This window comes from Empedobacter brevis NBRC 14943 = ATCC 43319, from assembly GCF_000382425.1.
GTDB lineage: Bacteria > Bacteroidota > Bacteroidia > Flavobacteriales > Weeksellaceae > Empedobacter > Empedobacter brevis.
Window position 1 is genome coordinate 55,798 of the sequence record NZ_KB908297.1, and the last position, 23,229, is coordinate 79,026.

The window sequence follows — 23,229 nt, forward strand, 5'->3', positions numbered from 1 at the left end:
CAGAGCAATCTCTTCCGGAACAGTGATATATAATTTTAACCTGATTTCGTGCTTTTTTAGGTATTTGTTCTTTTTTGTCATGTCTAAAAAAATTGCTTTTTAAAACAGACGCCCAATCCGCTTTTTTTTCCGGATTATTTACGTTAAATTACGTATAAATGCCTTATCATGAAAAAAAGTTTATCCTACTATCTTACCTTATTTGTAATCAGGCTGAAGGGAGTAAAAAAGACGTTTAGTAAAGACCCGATTGACTACCTAAAATTACGGAAAGAAGATATTCATTTTCCAGGAAGTAGATTTTTTAGAGCACACCCTGATAGCAGTACTTTTACGGTGCAAAAAACAATGGTTACAGAACTATGTTCCGGGAAGAATTCAGCCAAACTGATTCTGTTCGTTCACGGCGGAGCTTTTGTATACGGCCCTGTAAAACACCATTGGGATACGGTTAAACAGATAGCAGGTAAAACAGGGTATACCGTTTGGATGTGTGATTACCCTAAAGCACCCGAGCATAAAATTTCTGAAATAGCACGTAATATTGACGCTGTTTACAGCAAGGCACTGGAAAAGTTCAGGTCAGATGATATATTATGCGTAGGAGATTCGGCAGGTGCTACATTACTCATTACGCTGGTGCAGCAACTGGTTAAAAAAAACAAAGAGCTGCCGGCTAAACTGCTTTTGATTTCTCCGGTGATTGATGCAGCACTCAAAAACCCCGAAATTGCCCTTATAGATAAAAAAGATCCTATATTGTCTAAAAAGGGGGTGTTAAGTGCCAAGCTCATGTGCGCTGAAAATCAAAACCTTTCCGACCCATTATTATCGCCAATTGAGGGAAGTGTTGAAATGTTTCCTGAAACCATTCTTTTTCTGGCTGAAAACGATATTACTTACCCTGACCAGCAACTCTTCGCAAAAAAACTGCAGAAAGCAAACATCAGGTATAAGGTGGTTTTCGGAAAAGATATGCCTCACATCTGGCCGTTATTGCCTGTTATGAAAGAAGCAAAACAGGCCTTGAAAAGCATGATAGCCCTCATAAAGCAATAAAAAACACCTACATGCCTATGCCCCCTGATTTATTGAAGCCGGATTAGAGCGGACGGCATATTCTTTTTTACAAACAGCATAAAGATAAAATTCAGCATTACGCGGTTTCTTCAGAGCAAAATGATGGTTTTATTCTGAAGGCCGGTATTTCTTACCGTCAAAATCTATATAAAAAGAATCCTGATCTTTACTGATCCACAGATAAATATGAGCCTTTTTACGTTGTTCAGAAACCGACTCAGTTTTCACACCCCCCATGGTTGCATAGTCAATTGACATGGCACGGTATCCTGCGGGAACAATATTCATTTTTTTCATTTCATAAAGATCGAATACTGCATTGTCAGAAACCACATAATCAAAAACAGTATTTTTAGGCTCATAATAAGGAAAATATTTTTGTGAAGACTCGTAAGCATTGAATATATACTGGGTTAATTCATTTTTCATCAGGTATTTACCTTTGTGATTTACATAACTGTACCGCTCCTGTTTATCTGCAATATCCCGAACTACAAACCATACGTTTTCAGTATCTCTCATTCCGGTAACCGGACGAATCTGCTGGTGAATGAAGTTAAATCCTTTCAATGCTTTGCCTCTGGGGTCAATAATGCCATAATACGTTATGTATGGATCTTTTGTTTTTTTCCCCGCAACAGCATATACCTTACCATTGATTTTTAGGGGTATTAAAAGTGGTGTCTTAGAATTAGAAGAAGCGTAAAGATCTGAATAGGCTGTGATGTTTATATAACCTGCCGCTTCTGCATATTCAAACCCCTTGTATCCTTTTTTAGACGATTTTTTCACTATCTCTTGCGGGAACGAACGTGAATAAACGGGCGGCGGCATTGCTTCTGCAAAGGCTACCACCGAAACCTGGAACTTTATTTTACCTTCCTCGTTCAAATAGAATAGGTATTCTTGAGATGTGGCACTGTCTCTCACACTTCCCAAGTAGCCATTTTCTTTGTATAAGCTAAGATAGCCTGCAAAAGCCGGCGTTATTCTTTTTAAAGATGTTTTGTGCAAATAACCCCATTTTCCGTTTTCACAGTAGGGAACAAGAAATGGGTAATCTTGCTTCTTTAGCGCATCAAAATACAATTTGGCCTTCTCAGCAAATTCAGGTAACGGTATCCCGTAGTATTTATCTGTTTGTGCTTTTAAAGCCGGGCTTAATAACGCCAGCAGTAATAGTAGGCTGTATTTGTTCATGTTTTGAAATTCAATTTGGTTGCAGGTAAAACATCACGTGTTTGTTACCTGTAACCAAAGGTATGAAATTAGTAAATAACTCAGAATATGCCGCTTACGCGGACAGGCTGCTTTGTACCGGTTTTATAAAACTGACAACAAACAAGAGTAGCTAAAAAATAAGTGGGAAATGTTATTGTAAAATTATCTCTTTAGAAATGGTTCCTGTCCGCAAATCAATACAATATAAACTGTTATCTGCCTTAAAAATAAGGTACTGTTCTTCTTGACGGACAAGCGGTTTTCCTGAAGAGGAAATCTCAATTCCACAATTTTTAACCGCGTATCTTACTGTTTTCAGTTGTGTGTATAAGGCTCTGATATTTGGGTTTTCGGAATTGCTATCACTTTGAGCAATAATTACATCAAACAGGTTTTGATTGTTTGGGTAGAAAAAGGCATAGTACTGCCCTTCATTAGCTTCTTTTATTCCGTATTGCTGTAATTCTTGTGGCTGAACAGGATTGGATATATCAAAACAAAACACGCCGAACCCTTGTACATTCCCCAAAAGAAACTGCTGGTTGTTAAATAATGTCAGCGCATCATACAAACCACTAATGGCGTCTTCACCTTCGTATTGATTACTACCCGGGATCGTTTTTGGGGACAGTATTTGTTGTTCCTGATCAAAAATATGAAAATGATACCGGGCTGTTATAAAAAGTAGTTTTTCCGGTGTCCATTTTTTGAATCTGTAAAAATCTACGTCATAATAATCATCCAGCAAATAAAAACGTTCCTGTTTCTTTTTTTGTGTTTTGAGATAAATAGGTGCATACACGTGATAAAGATTTTCATCTGCTTTTATTTTTGTCTTTTTCCATTTTCCTGTATTGCTTAATTCAAATTTGTAGTTTTTAGGTTCATGTCTCCCGATCTGATACAAGGTGTTGTTCAATGAGTCTTTGAAGGTAGTATAGACAACAAACTCATTGGAAGGAAAAGGCAAACTTCTTTCAGGCGGAATCTGTCCGTAAATTACAGAGCAGAGAAAGAGGCTGAAAATTAAGTACAATCGGAGCATCTTATGAGTCGTTATTCTCTTTCAAGAAAAGTTCACCCCAACTATTTAACTGCCATAAAACCTTCACCAATTCTTTTCCAAGAGGTGTTAACGAATATTCAACACGCGGTGGCAATTCTGGAAACGAAACTTTTGATAAAATCCCACTTTGTTCCATTTCTTTCAGTTGCTGATTCAATACCCGTCGATCTACTTTTCCAATTCCTTTCAAAAATTCGCTTGGACGTTTTTTACCTTCGTTTATTTGCCAAACAATAGGAATTTTCCATTTACCACTAATGGCATTTACCGCAAATTCCAATGGACAAACTTTTTGTTCTATTGCTGCTTGTTTTGTTTTCATCTGTCTTTTTTATTTTATTTTTTCCTTCGCAAAATGGCTCATACAATAAAAGTGACTTTTTTATTGCATAGAGATTAAAATATGCCGTATTGCCTACCTCAAAACACTTATAAATCTTTGTATAAAATTAAACAAATAAGATGGATCATTTAGCACAACAAATCGCAAAATTGAACGAAGAATTAATTTCACAAATTCCTTTAGAAAGCTTAACGGCGTTTCAACAATCAATTCAGGAATTAAAAGAAAAACAAATTGAAAACAGAAGTTTGACTATCGGAGAAAAATTCCCTGATTTTGATCTTCACAACTTTAATCATCAAGCTGTTTCATTACAGAATTTACTGCATAACAAAAAACTCATCATTGCATTTTTAAGAGGAAGTTGGTGCCCGTATTGTAATTTAGAAATAAAAGCATTGCAAAATGAAATTGACAAATTCAAAAATACAAAACTCATTGTGGTTACACCGCAAACAGAAAAGGCAAATCTTGAATGGCATATGCAGCACAATACATCATTTGAGATTTTAACAGATAAAAATAATCAGCTGGCTCAAAAAGTTGGAATTGACTTTAAGTTACAAGACTTCGTTATTCCTTATTACGAAAATCTAGGAATTGATTTACCCCAAATTAACCAGATCCAAAACCATAGTTTACCTATTCCTGCTGTTTATCTTTTAGATAAAAACGGAACAATTATGTATAAATTTGTCAATGCGAATTATATGGAGCGCATCAATATTAACGAACTCATAAAGCACATATAAATGACAAAAAGAAAAGGGGCACGTTCCGTCAAAGATATTCCGTCTACTATTTTAACGCAATTGAATACAGGACAGATTGAAACAGCAAATCTTGTAGAATGGCTGGCAGTAGATCAAAGAGTTTTACTTGAAAGTTTGCTGATCCAAACTAATCGCATCGATTATTTAACACCTGTGTTAACCAAAATAGACCAATTAAAGAAACAAACGGTTAACACTATAAACGAAGCTATCGGAACCGGACTCTTTGAATTAACATCAGCAAATAATGACAACAATTTTTTAGCCATCATGTCTCATCACAAAGCTGATCTTATTCGTTGTTGGGCTACTTATATCATCGGAAAAAATAATGATCTGAATGTATCAGAAACCTTGAACCAAATTCAGCCTTTTTCGGCAGATAATCATTTTGGTGTAAGAGAAATCTGTTGGATGGCTGTACGATCAAAAATTAAACAAAATCTTACAGAAAGTATCGAAATCCTTTCCGGATGGACTGCAAACGAAGATGAAAATATCAGAAGATTCGCAACTGAATCAACCAGACCTCGTGGTGTTTGGTGCGAACATATTGAAGAGTTGAAACAAAATCCCGAATTGGCTTTATCCATTTTAGAACCTTTAAAATCGGACAAGGCTAAATATGTCCAGGACAGCCTTGGTAATTGGCTAAATGACGCAAGCAAAACACGGCCTGACTTTGTCATTGAGCTTTGCAAACGTTGGGAGACGGAAAGTCATACCAAAGAAACTGCATACAGTCTAAAAAGAGCATTGAGGACACTCAACAAATAATCTTTTAGAAAAAGTCACTTTTTTATAGATTTAAAAATTTTATTACGGTATATTTCAATAAGTATAATTTTAAACTTCTACCTAGCATCTGGGTATTCTCTGGATGCTTTTTTTGTATTTATAAATTAGTATTAATTTTAATAATTTGTATTTTTCATACTAATTCTTAGGGATTTAATAAAAAAAGAATAACTTTATTGAAATTAATAACACTATACAAATGAAGAAAAATTTTACTCTTATCTTCTCTGCGTTTTTGTTATCAATGACAGTTCAAGCACAAAATGTGGAGCAATTAATTGATAATTACCAATTACAAAGAGCAGGAAACAATGTCGAGTACAAATTTGTACAAACGATTAATGATGAAAAAGACCAAACGCAAAGGGTATTTACACAAAGAACATTTCAAGGGATTCCTATTTACAACAGCTACACGACTTACTTAATTAAGAACAACCAAGTTGTTTCGGCTTTGGCATCAGAAAATTATCATTCTAATTTTAAAACAGCTGATGTTACTCCGGTACTTAATCTTAATCAAGTCCTAAATAATATTGCGCAATCAGAAGGACAAAAACTTATTACAAATGAAACCTCTCAAGATCATGGAGTTCATTTTACAAAAGAAGAACGTTCGGAATTAGTTTATTACATTAATGATAAACAAGAACCTATCTTAAGTTATGCTTTATCATATCGCTTGTTAAACGAGAATCAAAATGATGTAATCCATATCATAGTTGATGCAAAAAATGGAAATATTTTAGAAAAACACAACACCACTTTAAGTTGTAGTTTTGAGCATGGAGCATTTCATAACGAAAATTTAGCAACTTTCAATAAGGCTGATTGGAGCTGGTTATACGATGACACAAGTGCTGCAGCTTCTCCAAAATATAATATTTACAAATTACCTTTAGAAGCTCCCAATCGAGGAGATCGTACAATTGTAGATTTATCTGTTTCCAATACAATAGCATCACCAAATGGCTGGCATAATACAGCTGAAGGAACTGTAAAAACAAGAACAGAAGGAAACAACGTAAGAGCGTTTCGAGATCATAATTCAGTCGGATATCAAACGTATAATCCTTTCTCAAATACAGTAACAATTGATGACAATAGCTATGTTGATGCAGGAGAATCATTAAATTTTGATTTCCCTGTAGATTTCAATAGAGATCCTTTTAAAAACTGGCAGGCATCCACTACAAATTTATTCTATATGAATAACATGATGCATGATATACTTTATAACTATGGTTTTACAGAAGAAAATGGAAATTTTCAAAAAGATAATTATAACAAAGGCGCTTCAGGAAATGATGACGTTGTCGCATTAGCACAAACAAGGTTTAATGAGGGTGTTTTAAATAATGCTACCTTTTATACACCTGCGGATGGAAAATCTCCACGTATGGCGATGTACTTATGGAATCCTCCTGCTAATGCTGATATAAATCCTTTAACAATTAATTCTCCTGAAACTATTGCGGGGAAATTAAATGTTTCAAAAGCTCCTTTTGGAGCAGATTTACCTGTAACACCTTTAACTAAAGATCTGGCTTTAGTCCGTAAAAGCGAAACCGATGGTACAGCATATGATGGATGTGGAACAATTACAAATACCGCAGAAATCTCTGATAAAATTGCTGTAGTTTATAAAGGAGGTAACTGTGATTATGTATACAAAGCTAAAGCTGCTCAGAATGCAGGAGCTAAAGCTGTCATTATCGTGAATAATACAAGTGGTAATTTAACCATCACCGGAAATGATTCTACTATTACTATTCCTGTTGTTGGATTACCTCGAATACATGGTGATAAAATAAAAAAAGAATTAGAAAACGAAACAACTGTAAACGCCACTTTACAACACAAAGACATTCCTTATGCTGACGGTAGTTTCGACAATGGAATTATTGCCCATGAGTATGGACATGGTGTATCAAATAGATTAACTGGTCCTATTACAACTGCTGGTTGTTTAAGTAATCTTGAACAAATGGGAGAAGGCTGGTCAGATTTCTTCGCATTAATGATAACTCAATTACCCGGAGATACAGGAACAACTAAGAGAGGTATAGGTACATTTGCAACGAGTCAGGCTACTGACGGATCTGGAATTCGACCTACAGCTTATTCAACCGATATGACTGTCAATCCTGCAAAATATGGATTCTTAAAGAATTATGGAAACTCAGATTCGCCTCACAATACCGGATATGTTTGGGCTTCTATGATATGGGATTTAAACTGGAAAATGATTGATAAATATGGTTTCTCTCCCGATTTATACAATGGAAAGGCTGGAAACAACATGACTTTACAATTAGTCATGACGGGACTTAAATTGCAACCTTGTTCTCCTGGATTTGTGGATGGGCGTGACGCGATTCTTAAGGCTGATGAACAACTGAATGAAGGAGCGAATAAATGTGATATTTGGAGATCTTTTGCTGATAGAGGTTTAGGTTACAGCGCAAAACAAGGTAGTTCAAATAGCAGAATTGACGGAACTGAAGCTTTTGACATGCCACCAACAGAAGTTCTTAACTGTGAATTGGCTACAAACGAATTAAAAGCTTCTACTTTCCAGATGTATCCAAATCCTGCTAAAGATATGGTTTATATTGTAGACAAATCGATCAAAAATGATATCAAAGTTGATATTGTTGATATGATCGGTAGAATTATTTCAACTAAAACTGTAAAATTTGATGGTCAAAAAGGAAGTGTTTCTACAGAAAATTTACCAAAAGGAGTTTACATCTTAAAATTTGAAACAAATGACGGGACTGTTACAAAAAAATTAATTAGAAACTAATTTTTTCAGAATACAACTATCAAAAAAAAAACAACTCAATTGAGTTGTTTTTTTTTGATATTGATTGTTCTTTCTCAGAATAAAATTATATTTTCTTTTGAGTAAAAATTACGATAGTTATCAGTTCAAAAACATTACATCCCAACTTTACTAATTCATCATAACAAAGAAAATTTAAATGATTTAAGTAGCTTTATGAAAAAATGGTTTATCTCAGTTTCAAGATCACACCATTCAATAATTTCTTGTCCGTTGAATCAATGTCATATCTGCTAAAACCATTGCAGCTAAACTTTCAACAATAGGAACAGCTCTTGGTACAACACAAGGATCGTGACGCCCTTTTCCGTGCATATCTACCATTTCTCCATCCGCATTAAGTGTTGTTTGCTCTTGCATTAAAGTAGCAACAGGTTTAAATGCAACTTTAAAGTATATATCCATTCCATTTGAAACTCCACCTTGTATTCCTCCTGAATAATTTGTTTTGGTTGTCCCATCTTGGTTAAACTGATCATTCATTTCTGAACCTTTCATCGATGTAGAAGCAAAACCTTTCCCATATTCAAAACCTTTTACCGCATTAATTGACATCATGGCTTGCCCCAAACGAGCATGTAGTTTATCAAAAATAGGTTCCCCTAAACCAATAGGTACATTTTGTATGACACAAGTTACTTCTCCACCAATTGTATCACCTTCTTTTCGAATTTCTTTGATACGATCAATCATTTTTTCTGCCATTTCCAAATCGGGACAACGAACCGCAGTTTCTTCGATTTTAGAAAAATCTAATTTAGAGTAGTCATGCTCTAATTTTAATTCGCCTACTCCACTTACATACGCTGTAATAGCAATAGAAGGAATAATGTGTTTTGCTACAGCACCCCCTACAACCCAATTTGCAGTTTCGCGAGCAGAAGTTCTTCCTCCTCCTCTATGATCGCGGACACCATATTTTGTTTCGTAGGTAAAATCGGCATGTGACGGGCGAAAGACACCTTTGATATGATCGTAATCGTGCGATTTTTGATTATCATTCGGAATAATAAAACCAATAGAAGCACCTGTTGTTTTTCCTTCAAAAATTCCCGAAAGAAACTGTACGGTATCCGGTTCTTTACGCTGTGTCACGATTGCTGATTGTCCCGGCTTACGACGATCTAATTGAGTCTGAATCCAGTCAAAATCTAATTCTATTCCACTTGGTACTCCATCTATTACACCTCCAATTGCTACACCATGACTTTCGCCAAAAGTTGAAATTTTATATAGTCTCCCGAATGTATTCACAGTAATTTATACGTTTTAGTTATTTTCAAATTGGTAAATCACCGCATTAATATTCATACTTGCCCCAACAGAAGCCATGATAATTTTATCATTTGCATGAAACTGATGAGGTGCCAAATTATTTTCTTTAATTAAATTGAACATCGTAGGAACCGTTGCAACCGATGTATTTCCTAAGAACTGGACTGTCATTGGATCTACATTTTCTGGAATTTCAATTCCATATAATTTGTATAAACGTTCAATCATCGCATGGTCCATTTTAGCATTTGCTTGATGCAATAAAATCTTATTGATATCTGTAATGGTTAAATCTGAATCATCCAATAATTGTTTGATTGCAGGCGGAACATTCTTCAATACGAATTCATAAACTTTACGGCCTTTCATATTGATATTTTTGATTGAACCAACATAATCAGGATTCAACGAAGTTCCATTTACCAAATAATTCATCTCATCACCATTGTAAGATAATGTAGCATGGTTAATAATTCCATATTGAACTTCTGCTTCTTTTGCTTCTAAAACCACAGCTCCGGCTCCATCAGCAAAAATCATGGCAGTACGATCATGCGGATCTACCGCACGAGATAAAGTATCCGAACCGATAACTAATATCTTCTTTGCTATTTTAGCCTGGATAAATTGATGTGCCAAAATCAATGATTCGATCCAACCTGGGCAACCAAATGTCATATCATAAGGTTTACATTTTAGATTTTTAATTCCTAACTTATGTTTCACCTTTGCCGACATCGATGGCATAATATCAATTTGACGAGCAACAGCATCTATATCTCCAAAGTTATGCGCACAAATTACATAATCTAATTCTTCAGGATTAATTCCTGCTTTTTCAATCGCAATCTTAGCCGCTTCTGTTGCTATATCCGAATTTAATAAATCATCTTCAACGTATCTTCTTTCTCTGATTTCTGTAATTTCCTCAAATTTACGGGTGATTTCCTCTCCACTTTTTTCCAAACGATTTCCATTATCGTCAAAAAATTCGTGGTTAACAAAATCATCGTTTGTTACAATTCTATTTGGCAGGTAATGTCCAGAACCTGTTATTACAGAGTTTATCATATTAATATTGTTCAATTTTAATAAAAAAATAATACCGGCAAAGTTACACATTTCATTAAAATAGTAGATAAAAAAATATGTAATAACTCATACCGAAATTAATAAAGTATAATTAATTTAGCAGCATGAAAAAAAATCCATCATTAGTTGGTCTATTAATTGTCTGTGGTTTAGCAGCTTTAATTATCATTATCTATAATGTTTTTTTAAGCAAAAAAGACGGTTATGTCATTGATAATCCTTCAAACAAAACCCTGGTTATCAAAATTAACGATAAAGATTTCACAATTGCACCACAACAAAATGCTCGTGTAGATTTAGCAAAAGGAAAAGCTCATATTATCTATACATTCAATAATAAAAACGTGGACACAGTTGTTACTATTACAAGAGCAAATGGCTTTATCAATCCTACAGGACAAGAATACTATACTTTCACACGCCCTTACGGAGTAAGAAAAAACAAAGACTCTATCTTTTTATCGAATAACATTGCGATAGATAACAAAATATATCACGGAATTATTGAAAAATCTTCTCAATTGTATATCGAAAATTTTTACTATAACATTGACCAGGATTACCCTAAAATGTTTATTAAAAGTGCTGGAAGCGAAAAAGCGACAGATTTATCAAAAATTTTTAGCAAGGAAGATTTCAAACAATTTTATTTCGAAAATTACGAATAAAATCTAGATTTTATAACTTTACAAAATGGCAAATCATCAACACGATAACGTAACTCCTTACGATTCATCAGATTTAAATAAAAAGAAACAAGTCGAACAAATGTTTGACAACATTTCTCCAAAATATGACTTATTAAACCGTGTTTTATCAATGGGAATTGATATTCAATGGAGAAAAGATGTCATTAAAATGGTAAAAGCTTCAAACCCTCAAACGATTTTAGATATCGCTACAGGAACCGGAGATTTGGCAATTATGATGGGAAAAAATACCGATGCTAAAATTACCGGTCTTGATTTATCTGCCGGTATGTTAGAAGTTGGGCGTAAAAAAGTGAAAGAAGCCGGATTAGAAAACCGCATAGAAATGGTACAAGGAGATTCTGAAAATTTACCTTTTCCGGATAATACTTTCGACTGTGCAACGGTTTCTTTCGGAGTTCGTAACTTCGAAAATTTAGAAAAAGGCTTGGCAGAAATCAATCGTATTTTAAAACCGGGCGGAACGTTTATTATTTTAGAATTTTCGTATCCTACAGCTTTCCCAATGAAACAATTGTATACATTTTATTCAAAAAATATTTTACCGGCGATCGGGAAAATGGTTTCAAAAGATCAAAGTGCATATACCTATCTACCAGATTCAGTTCGCGCTTTTCCACATGGAGAAGAAATGAAAAATATTCTGAAAAGTGTAAATTTTACACAACCAATTGATAAAAAACTTACTTTTGGTATTGCAAGCATTTATAAAAGTATAAAATAAATTTGTTTGTTATTCGTTGAAAGTCTATGAGAAAAAATCTAATCATCGCATTATCGTTAACTGTTGCAAGTATTGCAAATGCTCAGTTTCGCCCGAATACTGATCGTGGTGAAAATAGAACAGAAACGGATCAAAAAAAATTTAGTTTTGGCTATTTCTTAGGAACAAATATGATGAGCTACAAAATTGTACCAAAAGCTCAAACAACAAATGCTCCAACCCAGACACCGGATGATGATGGCGTTAATGACTATGGATTGGTTTATTTGGACCAAGAAAGTAAAGCCGGGTTTTCTGTTGGTTTAATTGCCCGAATGCGCGTTAATGATTACATCGATTTAAAATCTGAGCCGGGATTACATTTTTCTCAACGTATTTTACATTTTAACAATTACATTGATCCTTCAACAGGAGAGACATCAACAGATGCTTCTAAAGTATCTCGTGAAATAAAATCTACGTATGTTGAAATTCCTTTATTACTTAATTTCCATGGAGATCGCTGGTTCAATACACGTCCATATATACAAGGTGGAATTGGGTATATGATGAACCTTCAATCTAATGAAAATAAAGAAGATGACAATGCTACCGGAGTTTTTCGAACAACAACAAATAATTTTAACTGGCAGGCTGAAATTGGAGTAGAAATTTATTTCAAACGATTTAAGCTAACTCCGGCTCTAAAAGGAATGTTCTTTTTTAATAATGAACTAGTTCCTGACAAACCTTCTACAGCTCCATATTGGGCAGGAAGTTTAAACTCATTATCAACAAGAGCTTTTGTCTTTTCATTAAAATTTGAATAAAATAAAAACCATAAATAAATAATCACATGAATTTTCAATTATCGGAAGAACAATTAATGATTCAACAAGCAGCGCGTGACTTTGCTAAAGCTGAATTATTACCTGGAGTGATCGAACGCGACGAAACATCTACTTTCCCTACCGATGCAGTAAAAAAAATGGGAGAACTAGGATTCTTAGGAATGATGGTTGACCCTAAATACGGCGGATCAGGTTTAGATAGCGTTTCTTACGTAATTGCTATGGAAGAAATTGCAAAAGTAGACGCTTCTGCTGCTGTTGTCATGTCAGTTAACAACTCTTTGGTTTGTGCTGGAATGGAAAAATATTGTTCTGAAGAACAAAAACAAAAATATTTAGTACCATTAGCTTCCGGGCAAGTAATCGGTGCATTTTGTTTATCTGAGCCTGATGCAGGTTCTGATGCAACTTCTCAAAAAACTACTGCTGTAGATAGGGGGGATTACTATTTATTAAATGGTACAAAAAACTGGATCACGAATGGAAGTACCGCTTCTACCTACTTAGTAATTGCCCAAACTGATCCTGAAAAAGGACACAAAGGAATCAATGCTTTCATCGTAGAAAAAGGATGGGAAGGTTTTGAAATTGGGCCAAAAGAACAAAAAATGGGTATTCGAGGATCAGATACGCATTCATTATTCTTTAATGATGTTAAAGTTCCGAAAGAAAATCGGATTGGTGAAAACGGATTTGGATTCGCTTTTGCAATGAATGTATTGAATGGAGGCCGTATCGGTATTGCTTCTCAAGCATTAGGAATTGCACAAGGAGCTTACGAATTAGCCTTAGATTATGCTAAAATTCGTAAAGCATTCAAAACAGAAATTATTAACCACCAGGCTGTCGCTTTCAAATTAGCAGATATGGCGACAAATATTACAGCTGCCCGCATGTTATGTTTCAAAGCTGCTGTAGAAAAAGACGAAGGAAAAGATATTTCAATTTCTGGTGCAATGGCAAAATTATTTGCTTCCAAAACAGCGAATGATGTTGCATCTGAAGCTGTTCAGATCCATGGAGGAAATGGCTATGTTCGTGAATATCATGTAGAGCGTATGATGCGTGATGCAAAAATCACTCAGATTTATGAAGGAACATCAGAAATTCAGAAAATAGTAATTTCGAGAGGTATTGCTAAATAATTATAAATAAATAAACGTGTATTTATTTTATTAAGACATCTGTTCCTGACAGATGTCTTTTTTTTATTTCATTTGGAAAAATCTAATCGTTGTATCTTTGCCGCGGAAAAAATATAGAGAAAATGAAAATTTTTAGATTCGGGCCAAAAGGTCAAGAAAAATCAGGTATCATCATCGATGATAAAAAATTTGATGTTTCAGCATCTGGAATTGTGTATGATGAGGACTTCTTTTGTAACGCAGAAAAACAAGAAACTTTAGAAAAATATATAGAACTTAACATTAATAGTTTACCATTAGTTGGAGATGATGTACGCATCGGTACACCATTAACAAAACCAGGTAAAATTGTTTGTGTAGGTCTTAATTTTGATGACCACGTAAAAGAAACCGGTTTACAACAACAAGCAGAACCTATTATGTTTATTAAAGCCAATCAGTCTTTTAATGGACCTCAAGATGGAATTATGCAACCAAATGGTTCTACAAAAATGGACTGGGAAACAGAATTGTGTATCATTATTGGTGAAAAAGCAAATAATGTAACCGAAGAAGAAGCGATGAATCATGTATATGGTTACGCTTTAATCAATGACATCTCTGAACGTGCTTTTCAAACAGAGCGTGGAGGAACTTGGGACAAAGGAAAAGGTTGTGATACCTTTGCTCCTGTTGGACCATTTATCGCTACAAAAGACGAAATTGAAGATGTAAATAACTTACGTGTTTGGTTAAAACTAAACGGAGAGTTAATGCAAGATGGTAGTACAAGTGATTTTATTTACCGTATTCCAAAATTAGTTTCTTATTTATCTCAATTCATGTCTTTTATGCCGGGAGATATTATTTCGACAGGTTCACCTGCTGGATCCGGAATGGGAAAAACACCTCAAGTTTGGTTAAAACCAGGAGATGTAATTGAATATGGTATTGAAGGATTAGGTTCTACAACTCAAACAATCTTGCCATTTTCAAGAGGTTAATTACACGACTATAAAATAAATAAAGCGTCCAAAACAGTTTAGATTTTGGACGCTTTTTCATTTACAGAGAATCATTGTCAACAAAAATATTCTTCGTCGACAACAACTATCAATTTATATTTTTTGCACGCAATGATGATTATTTATAAGTTATTGCTCACTTTCATTGATAAAAACTAATACATAAAAAAAATATTAATTAATCCACATTTTTCACAAGATAACCTTATCATCAAAATTAATTGGCATTTTCAATTAATTAGCTTAATTTTGCAAACGTTTTGACAACCGTCTAAATGGTACAAATCGATCAAAGTGATGAATAATTCCTAAAATCTTTTGGGAAAACAGAATCATTTTGTACATTTGCACCCCGATCGGATTGTCGGTAATTTATAAAATATTAAAAATCAAGATAGTGGACACGTTAAGTTACAAAACTTCATCAGCCAACAAAGAAACTGCTCAGAAAGAATGGGTAGTTGTGGACGCTACTGACTTATCATTAGGTCGTTTAGCGTCAGGTGTTGCGAAGCTTATCAGAGGTAAGCACAAAACAAACTTCACTCCTCATGCAGATTGTGGAGATTATGTAATTGTTTTAAACGCTGACAAAATTCAATTAACAGGTAACAAATGGGATGACAAATTATACATTCGTCACACAGGTTACCCAGGTGGACAAAGATCATTAACTGCAAAAGAAGTTTTTGCAAAAGATCCTGTACGCTTAATCGAAAAGTCAGTAAAAGGAATGTTACCTAAAAACAAATTAGGTAGTAAATTATTGACTAATTTACATGTATTTGTTGGTACTGAGCACAATCACGAAGCTCAACAACCAAAACAAATCGATATTAACGAATATTTATAATCTAATTCCATGGCAATAGTTCATAAAATCGGACGTAGAAAAACATCTGTTGCTCGTGTATATTTACAAGAAGGTAATGGAGAAATCTTCATTAACGGACGCGAGTTGGCAAACTACTTCCCTACAGCAGTATTACAATACAAAGTAGAACAACCATTTTTAATCACTGAGACAAAAGATAAATACAATGTAGATATCAAAGTATTTGGTGGTGGAATCACTGGTCAAGCTGAATCAATTCGTTTAGCAATTTCTAGAGCTTTATGTGAAGTTGACGCAGATTTTCGTTTACAATTAAAACCTGAAGGATTATTAACTCGTGATCCACGTATGGTTGAACGTAAAAAATTCGGTCAAAAGAAAGCGCGTAAGAAATTCCAATTCTCTAAACGTTAATTTATTCAAATTATTAAAAAATCCATTTTCCGTTGGTTTAGCATCTAAACAAATAAGGCTAGAAAATTTCGACCGCTTATTTGTTGCTTGTTGAGAAAACGGAACGTAAACTAAAAAAAAGAAAATGGCAAAAGTAAATGTAAAAGACTTATTAGGTGCTGGTGTGCACTTCGGTCATTTAACAAGAAAATGGAATCCGGCTATGGCTCCTTATATTTTTATGGAGAAAAACGGAATCCACATCATCGACCTTCACAAAACTGCAGTGAAATTAGATGAAGCATCTGAAGCTTTAGGAAAAATTGCTGCATCTGGACGTAAAGTCTTATTCGTAGCAACTAAGAAACAAGCAAAAGATGTTGTAGCTAAGCATGCTGAAGAAATCAACATGCCTTATATTACAGAACGTTGGCCTGGTGGGATGTTAACTAACTTTGTTACTATCCGTAAAGCAGTTAAAAAAATGAATTCAATCGACCGTATGAAAAAAGACGGAACGTTTGAAACACTATCTAAAAAAGAAAGATTACAAGTTGATCGTCAAAGAGCATCTTTAGAGAAAAACTTAGGTTCTATCGCTGATATGACACGTTTACCTTCTGCAGTATTTATTGTAGATATTGTACGTGAGCATATCGCTGTAGCTGAAGCTCAAAAATTGGGTATTCCAATCTTTGCAATGGTTGATACAAATACTGACCCACGTCAAGTAGATTTCCCAATCCCTGCAAATGATGATGCTTCTAAATCTATCGATATCATCTTATCTACAGTGGCTGATTCTATCAAAACTGGTTTATCTACACGTAAAGCAGAAAAAGAAAAAGCAAAAGAAGGTAAAGAAGAAGGAGCTGAAACGAAAGAAGCTTAACATTAACTTGATGATCTATTCATCGATATAATATACCTTGTAGCTCCTATACCATTTTATGGTGTATGAGCTACTTTTATTTAAAATATTAAGAAACAAAATAAAATATTACTATGAGCTATAAAGCAACAGCCGCTGAGGTAAGTAAATTAAGAAACGCAACTGGTGCGGGAATGATGGACTCTAAAAAAGCTTTAGAAGAAGCTGGTGGAGATTTCGATAAAGCAGTAGAAGTTTTACGTAAACAAGGACAAAAAGTAGCTGCAAAAAGAGCTGACCGTGAGTCTACTGAAGGTGCAGTTATTGCTAAAGTAAATGCTGACCAAACAAAAGGTATTGTAATTGCGTTGAACTGTGAAACTGATTTCGTTGCTAAAAACGAAGCTTTCGTTGCTATGGCAAACGAAATTGCTGACTTAGCTTTAACAGTGAACTCTAAAGACGAATTATTAGCTTTACCATATGCTGGTATCACTGTTGGTGAAAAATTAACAGAGCAAACAGGTGTTATCGGTGAGAAAATTGAAATCGGTACATTCCAAGCAATTGAAGGTGCTATCGTAAATTCTTACATCCACGCTGGTAACAAAATTGGTGCTGTAGTTTCTTTATCTGCTAATGTAGAAGGGGCTTCTGAAGTTGCTCGTGATGTTGCTATGCAAGTTGCTGCGATGAACCCGGTTGCTTTAGATGAAACACAAGTTGCTCAATCTGTAATTGATTCTGAATTAGCTATCGCGAAAGAGCAATTAGCTGCTGAAGGAAAACCAGAAAACATGATTGAAAATATCGCTCAAGGTAAATTACAAAAATTCTTTAAAGAGAATACATTGGTTCACCAAGCTTCAATCAAAGATGGAAAAACTTCTGTTCAAGACATCGTTAAAGCTGTTAGCGCTGATTTGAAAGTAACAGGATTTATCCGTTACAGCTTATAATAAGTTTATAATTTAATTATATATCTTAAAGTGATGCTAAAATAGCATCACTTTTTTTGTTTGGTATAAGTTTTGAATTATTTGTTTTATCATTATTTATTTTTATATTTGTTAGGATTACAAGCATATGAAACACTTTATACTATTTATATCATTTTTAATATTCACTCTAGGAACTGCATCAGCCCAGTCAAGATTTGATCAGGACAAAGGCTCTATTAGTATTTATCCAAATCCTACTAGCGCTACGTTTACAATTAAATTTGACAATCCGTCGAAGGCAAGTTCTGTTTCTATTTATTCAATTATAGGAAATGAAGTGATGAGTAAAAAACTTGATGGAAGTTCGAAAATGAATTTTAATGTTCAAGGCTTGAAAAAAGGAAAATATATAGTTCGTGTATTTAATGAAGATGGAACAACAGAAACACAATCATTAATCAAGAATTAATTAAAAAAATAAACAAATAAAAAAAGCTTCTCAAATTTGAGAAGCTTTTTTATTTGTTTATTGTGTGAAAGATTATTTCGCTTTCTTATAATTTTCTTCAACTTGTTTCCAATCCAAAACATTGTTAAACGCTTTCAAATAATCATCACGTTTGTTTTGGTATTTTAAGTAGTAAGCATGTTCCCATACATCAATTCCTAAAATCGGCATTCCTGCAACTTCTGCTCCGGGCATCAATGGATTATCTTGATTTGCTGTACTTGTCACAGCCAAAGAACCATCTTCCTTAACGACTAACCAAGCCCATCCAGAACCAAAACGTTTAGCTCCGGCTTCATCCAATTGTTTCAATAATTCTTCAGTAGAACCAAATGTTGCGTCAATTTTTGTTTTAAGTTCTCCTGTAGGTGCTTTTTGAGGCGTAGGAGACATAATATCGAAATAAAGCATATGGTTGTAATATCCTCCTGCATTGTTACGCAAAGCCGCATTATTCATATCCATTTTTTTCAAAATGTCTACAATATCATTTGATTTGATATTTGCTTCCTTTAAAGCTGTATTCATTTTGTTGATGTAACCTAAATAATGTTTAGAGAAATGAACTTCCATTGTTTTTGCATCAATGTATTCTTTCAATTCATCGTAACCATATTTCAAAGGTTTAATTTGAAATGTTCCCGGATCAGCTTTAACATCTGTCGGGTTTCCGACAGATTCAGTTGACTGAACTGTATCTTTCTGTACCACTTCTTCTTTTGTTGAGTCAGTATTTTCTTTCTTCGTTTCACATGACTGAACAAAGAAAAGAACACCTAAAACCGACATCAAAAATATACCCTTTTTCATCTTATTCTTTTATGTAGTTTACTTATATTATGAATATTTCTACTAAAATAATAGATTTTGATTGAATATAAAATTCTTAACTTTTAATTTTCTGTTAAAGTCTTTTAAAAAATTAAGGTGTCAGCTGTAAAATATGTGAGAGCTTCACAAACACTTTCCAAAATAAAGCCATTAATAAACGTTGGATATTTAGAAATTAGAAGAATTTCAATTAATCTATGACATCGCGTCACACACTCATCAATTAGAAAGTCGACACACGAAAAGTAATCACCTCTATTTTGACATAAACAAAAACATCCTTAACCAAAAAATTACTATCCAACCATATTAACAGACTAATAATTAATTAAAAAAGTATTTCAAAAACTCTCTAAATATTCATTCAATAGGTATATTTGCAATCCTAAAATTTTATATGAGAACAAAACTTTTACTAATAGTATTCATTATTTCGACATTTGCTTTTTCTGCAAATTCTAATGATAGTATAACACAAAATAAAATAGAAGATCTCCAAAAAGAAAACGAAAGTTTAAAAAAGGAAATTGAAATTATAAAAGCAAAGTCAGAATCAACTTCAATAATGATTGATAATGTAGATTCTATGTATCAAAATAACTTTGATCGTTTAGCTGTTTTATTTACAATTATTGGAGCTATAGTGACTTTTGTATTACCCCATTATTTAAAAAAAGAGCAACAAAAAATTATAGAACTCAAAGAAAAAGAATTAAACGCTTCAAATACTAAAATGATTAATGAAGTATTAAAAGATTTTAATGAAAAACTTTCTGAGTCAGAAAAAAAATATAAAGACGAATTAAAGAAAGAAACAGAAAACCTACATAATACAATTCTTGAGAAAACAGAAGAGTTAGAACAAAATTTATCTAACACAAATCACTCTTTATTAGCCAAAACAAATCTTTTTACTTCTTTCTATTTTAGAGAAAAAGACAATTATGATCATTATATAAGTTTTAAAATAAGTTATTTATATCATAATTACAAAGCAGATAATTGTGATTTGATTCAATTATTTAAAGAATTTGATTCGTTAATAAAAGAAATTAAAAATAAAAATATTACAATTTTTAAAAAAGCTTATGAAATGTTTGAGTTTTTTGAAGAAGAATTAACAACTACTCATTTAGAAATTAGTGAAAATGACAAAAAGCTATTTGAAACATTTAAGAACATTGTAAAAGTAAATTAATAAGCTAATCTACTAGTCAATCCTTTTTATAGCACACTGTCCATAAATGAAATTAAATAATAAAAAAATCCGAAGGTTATTCTTCGGATTTTTTTATTTATTAGATAAAGAACGATTTTAAGCTCTTTTATAATTTACTACAGCTTCTATAAAAGCTTGTGCATTTTCGACCGGAATATTTGGTAAAATTCCATGACCTAAATTGGCAATGTATTTATAAGGACCAAAATCGTCAATCATTTCTTTTACCATTTGCTGAATAGTTTCTGGTGGTGATAATAACCTCGATGGGTCAAAGTTACCTTGTAATGTTTTTTTGAAACCTGTAAACTCACGTGCCAATTGTGGCGTAATGGTCCAATCAACACCCAAAGCAGAAGCTTTAGAATCGGCCATTTTTTCCAAAGCAAACCAACAACCTTTTGCAAAAACGGTTACAGGAACTACTTTAGAAACTTCGTTTACAATCTGCTCGATGTATTTCCAAGAAAATTCGTCATAATCTTTTGGCGATAGCATTCCACCCCATGAATCGAAAATCTGAATGACATTCGCTCCATGTTCCACTTTTTTCAACAAATATTGAATTGTTGTCTGTGTAATTTTTTCTAACAATTGATGTGCTGCAACCGGATTTTGGAAACAGAAACCTTTTGCTTGATCAAAAGATTTAGAACCACGACCTTCTACTGCATAACACAATAATGTCCAAGGTGAACCTGCAAAACCGATCAACGGAATTTTATTATCCAATTCTTTTTTTGTCAAATCCATTGCTTGGTACACATACCCCAATTCTTCTTCAACATCGGGAACATATACTTTTTCTACATCTTGAGCTGTACGAATAGGATTCTCTAACCAAGGACCAACACCAGGTTTCATTTCAAAATTCATTCCCATTGCCTGTGGTACAACCAAAATATCTGAAAAGATAATTGCAGCATCCAACGGAAAACGACGAATTGGCTGCACTGTAATTTCAGCTGCTAATTCAGGCGTTTGACAACGTGTAAAAAAATCGTATTTATCTCTCAATTCGATAAATTCTGGTAAATAACGTCCCGCTTGACGCATCATCCACACTGGCGGACGCTCTACCTCCTCTCCTCTCAATGCTTTTAAAAGCAAATCATTTTTTATCATTGATGTATTTTTTTATATTTTCTATCACTACTTCCACCAAAGGCGTTTGCGCAGTTATAATTTCATGATTTGGATAAACTTCTTGTATCGCAGAAGTTGTTGTATTTCCGATTGTAAAAATACGTGAACTTTCCGGAATTTTATTTTGTTGATGAAATGCATTGAACGATAATGGGCTAAAAAAAGCATAAATGTCAAATTTTTCATTTAATGGATCAACAATTTGTTTTGATTGATACGTGATAATTTGATTGATTCCATGATTTGCTTTCGACAATTCATTTACTAATAAATCACGACGAGAAGAACCGCACAAGAAATTCCATTTCGGAACATAATTTCCAGCAATTAATTTGGGAGCTAAATCTTCTGCATAATCTTCAACCAACACAACTTCTCTGTTTTGCGCTTTTAACTTTTCTGCTGTTTTTTTTCCAACAACAAAAAAATGGCCATTCAACTCCAATCCTTGAATGGCATTTACAGTATTTTGACTCGTTACGATAAATTGATGAATTGAATAATCAATCTGCTTCAAAATTTCACCTGCCGAAGTCAATTCAATTTGCAAAGTTGGCTTGCATACCACCTCAACATCAGCTCCAAATTCTTTTTCAAGAACAGAAGACGGAATCAACTTGGTAAATAAAATTTTCGTTTGCACTATTTCGATCCGATTTCTTTTTTAATTTGTTCAATCATTTTTGCAGCACCTTGTGCAATGCATTCTTCTGCAAATTCTCTCCCTTTTGTTCGGTATTCATTTGCTTTGAATTGTCTTTCGATTGAAATCATTTCTTGTCCATCGATTGATAAAATTGCTCCTTTAAACAAATAATTTTCATCGTCAATTTTTTCAACTAATGCGCCGATTGGTGCAGTACAACCTCCTTCTAAAACATTCAGAAACTGACGTTCTACCGTTGCAAAAAGTTCGCATTGAGGATTGTTAATATCACTCAAATCCAATCCTTCTTTGGCCACAATCCCTAAAATTCCTTGCGAAGGGGCAGCTATCATCCAGTCAATTACTTTATAATGCAATCCTTTTGCAGCCAGCTCTTCTAAAATTTCTGAACGGTCTAATCCTGCAAGCGCAAAAATAGCTCCATCCCAATCTGTATTATCTTGCAATTTTTTTAGACGTAATTGCACATTTCCACGTAAATCTACAATGATATCGTTTGGATATTTATGGTGCCAGAATGCTTTACGGCGTAAAGATCCTGTTGCTATAATACGATGTTCTTTCTCGAAAATATCTTCCGATTTATACACTAAAATATCAGCAGAACTTGCACGTTCCGGGTATGCGATCAATTCTAATGTTTCCGGTAAAAGTGTTGGCACATCTTTTAATGAATGTACCGCAATATCCACTTGATCATTTAATAACGCAATGTCCAATGAACGCGTAAAAACACCTGTTAAACCTAAAGAATAAATGGGTTGTTTTAGATTTGCATCACCTTCAGAAGTAATCGGAACAATTTCTGTCGAATGTCCCTTTGCTTCTAAAATAGAAGCAACTTTATTGGCTTGCCAAAGCGCTAAAGGACTTTGACGTGTACCAATCTTTATTTTTTTCATGATTGTA

24 protein-coding genes are annotated in these 23,229 nt (G+C 33.7%); 15 read left to right on the forward strand and 9 right to left on the reverse strand.

From position 1 onward, the window contains the following. Positions 1-168 precede the first annotated feature (168 nt). Complete coding sequence (locus tag H277_RS0111555; RefSeq protein ID WP_019975753.1) at positions 169-1,059, forward strand: alpha/beta hydrolase; 891 nt, start codon at positions 169-171, stop codon at positions 1,057-1,059. 129 nt (positions 1,060-1,188) lie between these two features. On the opposite strand, the gene H277_RS19000 is transcribed toward H277_RS0111555, so the two are convergent. The 3 genes from H277_RS19000 to H277_RS0111570 form a co-directional block, all read right to left on the reverse strand. Further along, complete coding sequence (locus H277_RS19000) at positions 1,189-2,280, reverse strand: hypothetical protein (RefSeq protein ID WP_019975754.1); 1,092 nt, start codon at positions 2,278-2,280, stop codon at positions 1,189-1,191. A 172-nt stretch (positions 2,281-2,452) separates the two neighbouring features. Continuing rightward, on the reverse strand, positions 2,453-3,337 hold the full coding sequence (locus H277_RS0111565) for a hypothetical protein (RefSeq protein ID WP_146810425.1): 885 nt from the start codon (positions 3,335-3,337) through the stop codon (positions 2,453-2,455). Between the two features lie 10 nt (positions 3,338-3,347). After that, positions 3,348-3,689 carry a winged helix-turn-helix transcriptional regulator gene (locus tag H277_RS0111570; protein WP_019975756.1) on the reverse strand — a complete coding sequence of 114 codons (342 nt, stop codon included), beginning with the start codon at positions 3,687-3,689 and terminating at the stop codon, positions 3,348-3,350. 140 nt (positions 3,690-3,829) lie between these two features. On the opposite strand from H277_RS0111570, the gene H277_RS0111575 reads away from it, so the two are divergent. The 3 genes from H277_RS0111575 (at position 3,830) to H277_RS19005 (ending at position 8,090) form a co-directional block, all read left to right on the forward strand. Beyond that, positions 3,830-4,462: a peroxiredoxin-like family protein gene (locus H277_RS0111575; protein WP_019975757.1), complete on the forward strand. Its 633-nt coding sequence runs from the start codon at positions 3,830-3,832 to the stop codon at positions 4,460-4,462. Further along, the gene (locus H277_RS0111580; protein WP_019975758.1) at positions 4,463-5,260 is read left to right on the forward strand and encodes a DNA alkylation repair protein; all 798 of its coding nucleotides are present in this window, start codon (positions 4,463-4,465) and stop codon (positions 5,258-5,260) included. It begins immediately after the preceding gene. A gap of 220 nt (positions 5,261-5,480) precedes the next feature. Then, positions 5,481-8,090 (forward strand): M36 family metallopeptidase, encoded by a 2,610-nt coding sequence (locus H277_RS19005; RefSeq protein WP_185093392.1) that lies wholly within the window; start codon positions 5,481-5,483, stop codon positions 8,088-8,090. A gap of 234 nt (positions 8,091-8,324) precedes the next feature. Here H277_RS19005 and aroC read toward each other — a convergent pair whose 3' ends face one another. Further along, positions 8,325-9,389 carry a chorismate synthase gene (gene aroC / locus H277_RS0111590; protein ID WP_146810427.1) on the reverse strand — a complete coding sequence of 355 codons (1,065 nt, stop codon included), beginning with the start codon at positions 9,387-9,389 and terminating at the stop codon, positions 8,325-8,327. Between the two features lie 9 nt (positions 9,390-9,398). After that, positions 9,399-10,475, reverse strand: a complete 1,077-nt coding sequence (locus tag H277_RS0111595; protein ID WP_026357557.1) for a 3-oxoacyl-ACP synthase III family protein — start codon at positions 10,473-10,475, stop codon at positions 9,399-9,401. Between the two features lie 125 nt (positions 10,476-10,600). On the opposite strand from H277_RS0111595, the gene H277_RS0111600 reads away from it, so the two are divergent. The 10 genes from H277_RS0111600 to H277_RS0111645 all read left to right on the forward strand — a co-directional run bounded on the left by H277_RS0111600 (position 10,601) and on the right by H277_RS0111645 (position 18,418). Then, a complete protein-coding gene (locus tag H277_RS0111600) occupies positions 10,601-11,164 on the forward strand; it encodes a hypothetical protein (protein WP_019975762.1) in 564 nt (187 codons plus the stop codon). A gap of 25 nt (positions 11,165-11,189) precedes the next feature. Beyond that, entirely contained in the window at positions 11,190-11,930 is a 741-nt protein-coding gene (ubiE, locus tag H277_RS0111605; RefSeq protein ID WP_019975763.1) for a bifunctional demethylmenaquinone methyltransferase/2-methoxy-6-polyprenyl-1,4-benzoquinol methylase UbiE, read from the forward strand. A gap of 26 nt (positions 11,931-11,956) precedes the next feature. Continuing rightward, positions 11,957-12,739: a type IX secretion/gliding motility protein PorT/SprT gene (porT, locus tag H277_RS0111610; RefSeq protein WP_019975764.1), complete on the forward strand. Its 783-nt coding sequence runs from the start codon at positions 11,957-11,959 to the stop codon at positions 12,737-12,739. A 26-nt stretch (positions 12,740-12,765) separates the two neighbouring features. Continuing rightward, positions 12,766-13,905 carry an acyl-CoA dehydrogenase family protein gene (locus tag H277_RS0111615; protein WP_019975765.1) on the forward strand — a complete coding sequence of 380 codons (1,140 nt, stop codon included), beginning with the start codon at positions 12,766-12,768 and terminating at the stop codon, positions 13,903-13,905. 122 nt (positions 13,906-14,027) lie between these two features. Further along, positions 14,028-14,888: a fumarylacetoacetate hydrolase family protein gene (locus tag H277_RS0111620; protein WP_019975766.1), complete on the forward strand. Its 861-nt coding sequence runs from the start codon at positions 14,028-14,030 to the stop codon at positions 14,886-14,888. A 418-nt stretch (positions 14,889-15,306) separates the two neighbouring features. Continuing rightward, positions 15,307-15,762 carry a 50S ribosomal protein L13 gene (rplM, locus tag H277_RS0111625; RefSeq protein ID WP_019975767.1) on the forward strand — a complete coding sequence of 152 codons (456 nt, stop codon included), beginning with the start codon at positions 15,307-15,309 and terminating at the stop codon, positions 15,760-15,762. A 9-nt stretch (positions 15,763-15,771) separates the two neighbouring features. Next, on the forward strand, positions 15,772-16,158 hold the full coding sequence (gene rpsI / locus H277_RS0111630; protein ID WP_019975768.1) for a 30S ribosomal protein S9: 387 nt from the start codon (positions 15,772-15,774) through the stop codon (positions 16,156-16,158). Positions 16,159-16,282: 124 nt separating this feature from the next. Continuing rightward, a complete protein-coding gene (gene rpsB / locus H277_RS0111635; RefSeq protein WP_019975769.1) occupies positions 16,283-17,029 on the forward strand; it encodes a 30S ribosomal protein S2 in 747 nt (248 codons plus the stop codon). Positions 17,030-17,142: 113 nt separating this feature from the next. Beyond that, complete coding sequence (tsf, locus tag H277_RS0111640; protein ID WP_019975770.1) at positions 17,143-17,967, forward strand: translation elongation factor Ts; 825 nt, start codon at positions 17,143-17,145, stop codon at positions 17,965-17,967. Positions 17,968-18,094: 127 nt separating this feature from the next. Further along, the gene (locus H277_RS0111645) at positions 18,095-18,418 is read left to right on the forward strand and encodes a T9SS type A sorting domain-containing protein (protein ID WP_019975771.1); all 324 of its coding nucleotides are present in this window, start codon (positions 18,095-18,097) and stop codon (positions 18,416-18,418) included. Positions 18,419-18,490: 72 nt separating this feature from the next. Here H277_RS0111645 and H277_RS0111650 read toward each other — a convergent pair whose 3' ends face one another. Continuing rightward, a complete protein-coding gene (locus H277_RS0111650) occupies positions 18,491-19,267 on the reverse strand; it encodes a superoxide dismutase (protein WP_026357558.1) in 777 nt (258 codons plus the stop codon). A 418-nt stretch (positions 19,268-19,685) separates the two neighbouring features. On the opposite strand from H277_RS0111650, the gene H277_RS0111655 reads away from it, so the two are divergent. Then, the gene (locus tag H277_RS0111655; RefSeq protein WP_019975773.1) at positions 19,686-20,486 is read left to right on the forward strand and encodes a coiled-coil domain-containing protein; all 801 of its coding nucleotides are present in this window, start codon (positions 19,686-19,688) and stop codon (positions 20,484-20,486) included. A gap of 117 nt (positions 20,487-20,603) precedes the next feature. On the opposite strand, the gene hemE is transcribed toward H277_RS0111655, so the two are convergent. Genes hemE through hemC form a run of 3 tightly spaced genes read right to left on the reverse strand, consistent with a single transcriptional unit; the run spans position 20,604 to position 23,222 of the window. Next, complete coding sequence (gene hemE, locus H277_RS0111660) at positions 20,604-21,632, reverse strand: uroporphyrinogen decarboxylase (RefSeq protein WP_019975774.1); 1,029 nt, start codon at positions 21,630-21,632, stop codon at positions 20,604-20,606. Beyond that, positions 21,619-22,296: a uroporphyrinogen-III synthase gene (locus H277_RS0111665; RefSeq protein ID WP_019975775.1), complete on the reverse strand. Its 678-nt coding sequence runs from the start codon at positions 22,294-22,296 to the stop codon at positions 21,619-21,621. Before H277_RS0111665 ends, hemE begins: the two co-directional genes overlap by 14 nt. Then, the gene (hemC, locus tag H277_RS0111670) at positions 22,296-23,222 is read right to left on the reverse strand and encodes a hydroxymethylbilane synthase (RefSeq protein WP_019975776.1); all 927 of its coding nucleotides are present in this window, start codon (positions 23,220-23,222) and stop codon (positions 22,296-22,298) included. Before hemC ends, H277_RS0111665 begins: the two co-directional genes overlap by 1 nt. Between the last annotated feature and the right edge of the window lie 7 nt (positions 23,223-23,229).